We start from the raw sequence: 8710 nt of genomic DNA on the forward strand, positions 1-8710 counted from the left end.
CTCAGCAGCCCTCCGGCCCCCGCGCCGGCGCCGAGGCGTCCGGCACCCCGGCGGACGCCGCCGCGTCCGACCCCGCAGTCCCGTCCAGGCCCACGCCGGCCACGATTCCACCGTCTGCCGCCCGGGTGCGCCGTAGGCTCGCCAGGTTGGGCGCCCAGCGCGGCCCCGCTATGAACCCGGTACTCGAACCACTGATCAAGACCGTCCGCAACACGCACCCGAAGGCCGACCTGCGGCTCATCGAGCGCGCCTACGACGTCGCCGCGCACTACCACCGCGACCAGAAGCGCAAGAGCGGCGACCCGTACATCACGCATCCGCTCGCCGTCGCGACGATCCTCGCCGAGCTCGGCATGAACACCGAGACGCTCTGCGCGGCGCTGCTGCACGACACCGTCGAGGACACCCCCTACACGCTGGAGCAGCTCACCGCCGACTTCGGCGACGAGATCGGCGCGCTGGTCGACGGGGTCACCAAGCTCGACAAGGTCAAGTACGGGGAGGCCGCCGAGGCCGAGACCGTCCGCAAGATGGTCGTGGCGATGTCCCGCGACATCCGCGTCCTGGTGATCAAGCTCGGCGACCGGCTGCACAACATGCGGACGCTGCGCTACATGCCGCGCCACAAGCAGGAGAAGAAGGCCCGCGAGACGCTGGAGGTGTTCGCGCCGCTCGCGCACCGCCTCGGCATGAACACGCTGAAGTGGGAGCTGGAGGACCTCGCGTTCGCCACCATGTACCCGAAGCGGTTCGACGAGATCGCCCGGCTGGTGTCCGAACGCGCCCCGCGCCGCGACGTCTACCTCCAGGAAGTGATCGAGAACGTCTCCACCGACCTGCGCGAGGCCCGGATCAAGGCCACCGTGACCGGGCGGCCGAAGCACTACTACTCGATCTACCAGAAGATGATCGCGCGGGACGTCTCCTTCGACGACATCTACGACCTGGTCGGCATCCGGGTCCTGGTCGACAGCGTCCGCGACTGCTACGCCGCGCTCGGCTCGATCCACGCGCGATGGAACCCGGTCCCCGGCCGGTTCAAGGACTACATCGCGATGCCGAAGTTCAACATGTACCAGTCGCTGCACACGACGGTGATCGGCCCGGAGGGCAAGCCCGTCGAGCTGCAGATCCGCACCTGGGGCATGCACCGCCGCGCCGAGTACGGCGTCGCCGCGCACTGGAAGTACAAGGAGGAGACGGTCGGCGGCCGCAAGGCCGGTGACATGCAGTGGCTCCGCCAGCTCCTCGACTGGCAGAAGGAGACCGCCGACCCGGCCGAGTTCCTGGAGTCGCTGCGGTTCGACCTGTCGGTCTCCGAGGTGTTCGTGTTCACCCCGAAGGGCGACGTGATCGCCCTGCCGCAGGGCGCGACGCCGGTCGACTTCGCGTACGCGATCCACACCGAGGTCGGGCACCGATGTATCGGCGCCCGCGTCAACGGGCGGCTCGTGCCCCTCGAGTCGACCCTCGACAACGGCGACACCGTCGAGGTGTTCACCTCCAAGTCCCAGGACGCCGGCCCGAGCCGCGACTGGCTCGGCTTCGTCAAGAGCGCCCGCGCCCGCAACAAGATCAAGCACTGGTTCTCCAAGGAGCGCCGCGACACCGCGATCGAGTCCGGCAAGGACGCCATCGCCCGCGCGATGCGCAAGCAGAACATGCCGCTGCAGCGGATGATGTCCGGTGAGGCGCTGCTCGCCCTCGCCCGCGACCTCCGCTACCCGGACGTGTCGTCGCTGTACGCGGCGGTCGGGGAGAGCCAGATTTCGGCGCAGAACGTCGTCCAGAAGCTCGTGGACGCGCTCGGCGGCGTGGAGAGCGCCGACGAGGACCTCGCCGAGATCGCGCTGCCGACCCGCCGCAAGCGCAGCCGTCCCGCCGGCGACCCGGGCGTCGTCGTCGCCGACGACCCGGACGTGTGGGTCCGGCTGTCGCGCTGCTGCACCCCGGTGCCGGGCGACGACATCGTCGGGTTCGTGACGCGAGGGCACGGCGTGTCGGTGCACCGCGCCGACTGCGCCAACGTCGAGAGCCTGAAGGCGCAGCCCGACCGGCTGATCGACGTCAAATGGTCCCCGGGCGAGGACTCGGTCTTCCTCGTCGCGATCCAGGTCGAGGCGCTCGACCGGCCGCGGCTGCTGTCGGACGTGACGCGCGTCCTGTCCGACCAGCACGTCAACATACTCTCGGCGTCGGTCACCACGACCCGCGACCGGGTCGCGGTGTCGCGGTTCACGTTCGAGATGGGCGACCCGAAGCATCTCGGGCACGTGCTGAAGGCCGTCCGGTCCATCGACGGCGTCTACGACGTGTACCGGACGACCAGCGGCGCCACCCGGTAGGGGCGGCGCCGCTCACGCGTCGGCCGCTCAGCCCTCGGCGGGCTCGTCCTCGGGAACGACGTCCACACCGGCCTCAGCGCGCTGCTGCGGCGTGATCGGCGTCGGCGCGGCCGTCAGCGGGTCGTAGCCGGACGCCGCCTTCGGGAACGCGATCACGTCGCGGATCGACTCCTGCCGGGCGAGGAGCATGACGACGCGGTCCCAGCCGAACGCGATCCCGCCGTGCGGCGGCGGCCCGAACTTGAACGCCTCCAGCAGGAACCCGAACTTCGACTCGGCCTCCTCCTTCGACAGGCCGAGAACGTCGAACACCCGCTGCTGCATCTCCGCGCGGTGGATACGGATCGACCCGCCGCCGATCTCCGTCCCGTTCAGGACGAGGTCGTAGGCGTCCGCGAGCGCGCTGCCCGGGTCGTCCTGGAACGTCGCGGCGAACTCCGGCTTCGGCGCCGTGAACGGGTGGTGCACGGACGTCCAGCCGATCTGCTCGCCCTTGTCGTCCTCCACCGGCTCGAAGATCGGCGCGTCGACGACCCAGACGAACTCCCACGCCGACTCGTCGATCAGGTCGCGGCGGCGGCCGATCTCCAGCCGGGCCGCGCCGAGCAGCTCCTGCGTGGCGTGCCGCCTGCCCGCGCCGAAGAAGATCGCGTCGCCGGCGTCGGCGCCGACCTTCGCCGCCAGGCCCGACTTCTCGGCGTCGGACAGGTTCTTGGCGACGGGGCCACCGAGCGTCCCGTCCTCCTGGACCAGCACGTACGCCAGCCCGCGGGCGCCGCGGGCCTTCGCCCAGTCCTGCCAGGCGTCCAGCTCCTTGCGGGTCTGCGCCGCGCCGCCCGGCATGACCACAGCGCCCACGTAGGGGGCCTGGAACACGCGGAACGACGTCCCGGCGAAGTACTCGGTCATGTCGGTCAGCTCAAGCCCGAACCGCAGGTCGGGCTTGTCGGACCCGAACCGCGACATCGCGTCGGCGTAGGTGATGTGGGGGATCGGGCGGGGGATCTCGTACCCGGCGATCTCCTTCCACAGCCGCGCGACGAGGTCCTCGCCGACGGTGAGGACGTCGTCCTGGTCGCAGAACGACATCTCGATGTCGATCTGCGTGAACTCCGGCTGCCGGTCGGCGCGGAAGTCCTCGTCGCGGTAGCAGCGCGCGATCTGGTAGTAGCGCTCCAGCCCGCCGACCATGAGCAGCTGCTTGAACAGCTGCGGCGACTGCGGCAGCGCGTACCAGTGGCCCGGCTGCAGCCGGACGGGGACGAGGAAGTCGCGGGCGCCCTCGGGGGTCGAGCGGGTCAGCGTCGGGGTCTCGACGTTGACGAAGCCGTGCTCGCGCATCACCTCGTGCGTCAGGAACGACGCCTCGGACCGGATCCTCATGGCCCGCGCGACGGCGTCGCGGCGCAGGTCGAGGTACCGGTACTTGAGGCGGATCTCCTCGTTGACGTTGACGTCGCCCTCGATGGGGAACGGCAGCGGCGCCGCGTCCGACAGCACCTCGATGTCGGTGGCGGCGACCTCCACGTCGCCGGTGGGCAGCTCGGGGTTCTCGTTGCCCTCCGGCCGGACGCGGACCTCCCCGACGACCTTGACGCAGAACTCCGAGCGCAGGTCGTGCGCGGTGTCCTCTTCCCTGAACACGACCTGGGCCGTGCCGGACGCGTCGCGCAGGTCGATGAACGTGACGCCGCCGTGGTCGCGGCGGCGGCCGACCCAGCCGGCCAGCGTGACCTGCTGACCGGCGTGCTCCTTGCGGAGCGTCCCCGCCTCGTGCGAGCGGATCATGGTGCGAGCCTTTCCTTCAACGTCGTGATGATGTCGGTGAGCGGGACGGCGGTCTGCTCGCCCGCGGCCAGATCCTTGACCTGGGCGACGCCGTCCGCGATATCTCGCTCGCCGAGGATCACGGCGTACCGGGCGCCCGAACGGTCGGCGTCCTTCATGGCGCCCTTCAGCTTCTTGCCGCCGAACGCCATGTCGGCGGCGATCCCGGCCCGGCGCAGCTCGTCGACCAGCGTGAACAGCCGCCGCTCCGCGGCCTCGCCGAGCGGCACCCCGAACGCCTCGCAGCGCGGCTTGACGGGGAGCTCGTCGCGCCCGTCCTCCTGCCGCTCGGCGTCGACGGCGAGGAGCGTGCGGTCCAGGCCGAGGCCGAACCCGATGCCGGGCAGCGGCGGCCCGCCGATGTCCTCCGACAGGCCGTCGTAGCGCCCGCCGCCGCCGATGCCGGACTGCGCGCCCAGCAGCGGGTGGTCGAACTCGTACGTCGTGCGGGTGTAGTAGTCGAGGCCGCGGACGAGGGTCGGGGTGTCCTCCCACGCGATGCCGAGGTCGGCGAGCAGCTCGCGGACCCGGTCGTGGTGCGCCTTGCAGGCCGGGCACAGGTGGTCGGCCATCAGCGGGGCGTCGACGATCTGGACGCGCACCTGGGGGCGCTTGTCGTCCAGGACCCGCAGCGGGTTGATCTCGACGCGGGCGCGGGTGTCCTCGTCCAGGTCGAGGCCGCGCAGGAAGTCCTGCAGCAGCGCCCGGTAGGCCGGACGGCACTCCCGGCAGCCGAGCGAGTTCAGCAGCAGCCGCACCCGCGTCAGGCCGAGCGAGCGGTACCAGTTCCACGCGATCGCGATCGTCTCCGCGTCGACCCGCGGGTCCTCGCTGCCGATCGCCTCCAAATCGAGCTGGTAGAACTGCCGGTACCGGCCCTGCTGCGGCCGCTCCGCGCGGAACGCCGCGCCGGTCGTCCACACCTTCACCGGCAGCGCGCCCTTGTGCAGGTTGTTCTCCAGGACGGACCGCAGCACCGACGCGGTGAACTCCGGCCGCAGCGTCAGCGACCGGCCGCCCCTGTCCTCGAAGGTGTACATCTCCTTGGACACCACGTCCGTCGACTCTCCGACGCCGCGCTTGAACAGATTGGTGTCCTCGAACACGGCCAGTTCCATATAGCCGTACCCGGCCAGCCGCGCCTGCTCGGCGAACGCCTCGCGGACGGCGTAGAAGAGGTCCGCGCGCGGCGGGACGTATTCACTGACCCCCTTGGGGGCCCGGAAGCTCGAACTCATGTCTCTCTGACTCAGAATCCCTTGTTGGGCCCGTCCGCCGGAATGAGTTCCGACAGGAACGGATTGGTCGCGCGCTCGCGGCCGATTGTGGTCTGTTCACCGTGCCCCGGCAGGACGGCCGTCTCGTCGGGCAGGGTGAGGCACACCCGGGCCAGGCTCGCGAGGATCTGCTCGTACGATCCGCCCGGCAGGTCGGTGCGCCCGATGGACCCGGCGAACAGCAGGTCGCCGCTGAACATCACGTCCGGGATCTCCTGCGTCTTCGGGGTCCGGAACGTCACCGACCCGGGCGTATGGCCCGGCGCGTGGTCGACGATGAAGCTCAGCCCGGCCAGCTCCAGCGTCGCGCCGTCGGCGAGCTCCTGCACGTCGTCCGGCTCCGTCAGCTCCAGGCCGCCGAACAGCTGCTGCCCCGCGCCGAGCGAGAGGCCCTTCGCCGGATCGGTCAGCAGATCCCGGTCTTCGGGATGGATGTAGGCGGGGACGTCCTTCGCGCCGCAGACCGGGGCCACCGACCAGACGTGGTCGATATGGCCGTGCGTCAGCAGCACCGCGACCGGCTTCAGCCGGTGCTCGCGCAGAATATTGTCGATCCCGGCCTCGGCGTCCTGGCCGGGGTCGATGATGACGCACTCCTCACCCGCGGCGGGCGCCACGACAAAGCAGTTCGCGGCGAAAGACCCGGCGGGGAACCCGGCGACGAGCACGGTCGTCCTTCCTTCGAACCATCTCGGGTGGGCGTGTCCGAGGGTACCGGCGCGGCCATTGCCTCCGCGAACGAGATAGGCCCGTCGCCGTGTCGCGAGCGCGCCCTCCCGGGCCAAAGGGGAGGCGGGAAACCGCTCCCTGAAAGCGGAGGCGCTTTTACTCGCGGGTGCCGCTACTATGCGCTGCACGTTCAACTGATCACACCGGAGGGGCAGCACGTGGCGGGGAAGGACCGCAAGAAGGAGCTCGCGCGGCAACGCTACGAGCGCCAGCAGCAGCGACGGGCGCAGGAGGCGGCGCGGGCCCGCCGTCTCAAGATCATCAGCGCCGCCGCGGCGGTGGCGGTCATCGCCGTCGGCGGCGCCGTGTTCATGGTCGTGACGGGCAAGGACGACGAGTCCACGGCCGCCGGGCCGAAGTGCGACTACACGGCCGGGCGGGGCCCGGCGTCCAAGGACGTCGGCAAGCCGCCGGCCAAGCCCGCCTACACGGGCACCGTCCAGGCGACCGTCAAGACCAACAACGGCGACGTGGAGATGCAGCTGTACGGCGCGAAGGCGCCGTGCGCCGTCAACTCCTTCGCGTACCTGGCGCAGAAGAACTACTTCGACAAGACGCCGTGCCACCGGCTCACGAGCGGCGGCCTCAACGTTCTCCAATGCGGCGACCCCACCGGCCAGGGAACGGGCGGGCCGGGCTACGAGTTCGCCAACGAGAACACCAGCGGCGCCACCTACACCGAGGGCACGCTCGCCATGGCGAACGGCGGGCCGGACACCAACGGCAGCCAGTTCTTCCTGGTTTACAAGGACTCTCAGCTCCAGCCCGACTACACCGTGTTCGGGAAGATAACCAAGGGGCTGGACGTGCTGAAGAAGGTCGCGGACGGAGGCTCTGACCCGAAAGGCGATGGCAAGCCCAAAAAGAAGGTAGAGATCCAGGACGTCACGATCGCCGGGAAATAGGCGAACGGGATACTAAGGTGTGGAGGGTCCGGATGGCGTGCGCCGTTCGGACCCGCGATTCAGGAGGCAAGGGTGTCCAGCGCGACCGATCCCTGGGGCCGGGTGGACGAGGACGGCACCGTCTATGTCAAGACGTCCGACGGCGAGCGGGTCGTCGGCTCCTGGCAGGCCGGCGCGCCCGAAGAGGCCCTGGCCTACTTCAAGCGCAAGTACGACGCGCTCGTCACCGAGATCGGCCTGCTCGAACAGCGCGTCCGCACCACCGACCTGCAGCCCGCCCAGGCGCAGCAGAGCATCGACCGGCTCCGCGAGGCCGTCTCCGAGGCGCACGCCGTCGGTGACCTCGGCGCGCTCGGCCGCCGCCTGGACGGCCTGAGCGAGCAGGTCGGCCGCCGCCGCGAGGAGGTCAAGGCCCAGCGCGAGCAGCACCGCCACGAGGCCCGCGAGGTCAAGGAGCGGATCGTCGCCGAGGCCGAGCGGATCGCGGCCGAGGAGACCCACTGGAAGAACGGCGGGGAGCGGCTGCGCCAGCTCGTCGAGGAGTGGAAGGCCGCCGACCGCATCGACCGGCCCACCGAGACCACGCTGTGGAAGCGGCTGTCGTCGGCCCGCAACGCCTTCACCAAGCGCCGCAAGGCCTACTTCGCCACCCTGGACGACCAGCGCGAGGAGTCCCGCAGGGAGAAGGAGCGACTGGTCGCCGAGGCCGAGGCGATGTCCGACTCGACCGACTGGGGAGAGACCGCCGCCGCCTACCGCGACCTGATGCGCCGCTGGAAGCTGGCGGGCCGCGCCTCCCGCGACGCCGAAGAAGAGCTGTGGACCCGCTTCAAGGGCGCCCAGGACACCTTCTTCCAGGCCCGCAGCGCCGCGTTCGCCGAGCGCGACGCCGAGTTCCGCGAGCACGCCGAGGAGAAGGAGAAGATCCTCGCCGAGGCCGAGCGGCTGCTGCCCGTCAGGGACGTCCGGCAGGCCAGGCAGGCGCTGCGCGCCATCCAGGAACGCTGGGAGGCCGCCGGGATGGTCCCCCGCGACCAGCGCGACCGCCTCGAAGGCCGGCTCCGCAAGATCGAGGAGACCATCCGCGCCGCCGAGGAGAACGAGTGGCGGCGCACCAACCCCGAGGCCCGCGCCCGCGCCGAGGCCACCGTCACCCAGCTCCGCAACTCCATCGAGCAGCTCGAACGCCGCCTCGGCAAGGCCCGCGACGCCGGCCGCGAAAAGGACGTCAAGGAAGCCGAAGAGGCCCTCAACGCCCGCCGCGCCTGGCTAGAAGAAGCAGAACGCACCCTCGCCGAGTTCTCGTAGTTCATCGGGGGGCGACCCCCAGACCCCCGGCTGCGCGGCACGGGTCTCCTCGCTCCGGTCGCTGGCGCTCCCTGCGCTGCGGGGACGCGGCGCGCCGGGCATGCCCGCCCTGTCTATCTGGGGGGCGACCCCCAGACCCCCGGCCGCGCGGCACGGGTCTCCTCGCTCCGGTCGCTGGCGCTCCCTACGCTGCGGGGACGCGGCGCGCCGGGCATGCCCGCTGCGCTCGCTGGCGCTCGCTCCGCGTGCCTGCCCGTAGCCGGGTGGCTGGGGTTCAAGCCGCCGGGGGCTGGGGTTAGGCCGCTGCGCGGCCTAGGAA

General features: G+C 70.9%; 6 protein-coding genes. 3 read left to right on the forward strand and 3 right to left on the reverse strand.

From position 1 onward, the window contains the following. The first annotated feature begins 170 nt into the window (after positions 1–170). The gene (locus tag E1264_RS35855) at positions 171–2345 is read left to right on the forward strand and encodes a bifunctional (p)ppGpp synthetase/guanosine-3',5'-bis(diphosphate) 3'-pyrophosphohydrolase (protein ID WP_132180865.1); all 2175 of its coding nucleotides are present in this window, start codon (positions 171–173) and stop codon (positions 2343–2345) included. 27 nt (positions 2346–2372) lie between these two features. On the opposite strand, the gene aspS is transcribed toward E1264_RS35855, so the two are convergent. The 3 genes from aspS to E1264_RS35870 are packed head-to-tail and all read right to left on the reverse strand — an operon-like array spanning position 2373 to position 6117. Further along, positions 2373–4133, reverse strand: coding sequence for an aspartate--tRNA ligase (gene aspS, locus E1264_RS35860; RefSeq protein ID WP_132180855.1), 1761 nt, complete (start codon positions 4131–4133; stop codon positions 2373–2375). Continuing rightward, a complete protein-coding gene (gene hisS / locus E1264_RS35865) occupies positions 4130–5410 on the reverse strand; it encodes a histidine--tRNA ligase (protein WP_132180857.1) in 1281 nt (426 codons plus the stop codon). The genes aspS and hisS overlap by 4 nt, the downstream gene beginning before the upstream one ends. Positions 5411–5421: 11 nt before the next feature. Then, positions 5422–6117, reverse strand: a complete 696-nt coding sequence (locus E1264_RS35870; RefSeq protein WP_132180859.1) for an MBL fold metallo-hydrolase — start codon at positions 6115–6117, stop codon at positions 5422–5424. Between the two features lie 219 nt (positions 6118–6336). On the opposite strand from E1264_RS35870, the gene E1264_RS35875 reads away from it, so the two are divergent. Then, positions 6337–7083 (forward strand): peptidylprolyl isomerase, encoded by a 747-nt coding sequence (locus tag E1264_RS35875; RefSeq protein ID WP_132180861.1) that lies wholly within the window; start codon positions 6337–6339, stop codon positions 7081–7083. A 72-nt stretch (positions 7084–7155) separates the two neighbouring features. Further along, positions 7156–8391, forward strand: coding sequence for a DUF349 domain-containing protein (locus E1264_RS35880; RefSeq protein ID WP_132180863.1), 1236 nt, complete (start codon positions 7156–7158; stop codon positions 8389–8391). Positions 8392–8710 lie beyond the last annotated feature (319 nt).

Source organism: Actinomadura sp. KC216, assembly GCF_004348535.1.
Taxonomy (GTDB): Bacteria; Actinomycetota; Actinomycetes; order Streptosporangiales; family Streptosporangiaceae; genus Spirillospora.